The organism is Exiguobacterium sp. s16, assembly GCF_018618115.1.
Taxonomy (GTDB): Bacteria; Bacillota; Bacilli; order Exiguobacteriales; family Exiguobacteriaceae; genus Exiguobacterium; species Exiguobacterium mexicanum_A.
Map to the genome: position 1 here is coordinate 1 of NZ_JACSLM010000033.1, position 230 is coordinate 230.

Annotated in this window: 1 rRNA gene; it reads left to right on the forward strand. The window is 43.5% G+C overall.

Going from position 1 to position 230, the window contains the following annotated elements:
• Nucleotides 1–143: 143 nt before the first annotated feature.
• Nucleotides 144–230: ribosomal RNA gene (gene rrf, locus KNP86_RS15635) — 5S ribosomal RNA — on the forward strand; the annotation flags it as partial.

Consider the following 230-nt stretch of genomic DNA (forward strand, 5'->3'; position numbering starts at 1 on the left):
CGTGTGGAGCTGAATGATACTAATCGGTCGAGGCTTTGATCTAGTCTAATGGTTTGTATGAATTGATGAGTCTTCAGTTTTGAGAGAACAATCTCTTAAAAAAGAGTTGACATTATGTTAAGATAATGTTAATCTCATATATGTCTGGTGGCGATAGCGAAGCGGCCACACCCGTTCCCATGCCGAACACGGAAGTTAAGCGCTTCAGCGCCGAAAGTAGTTGGGGGTCT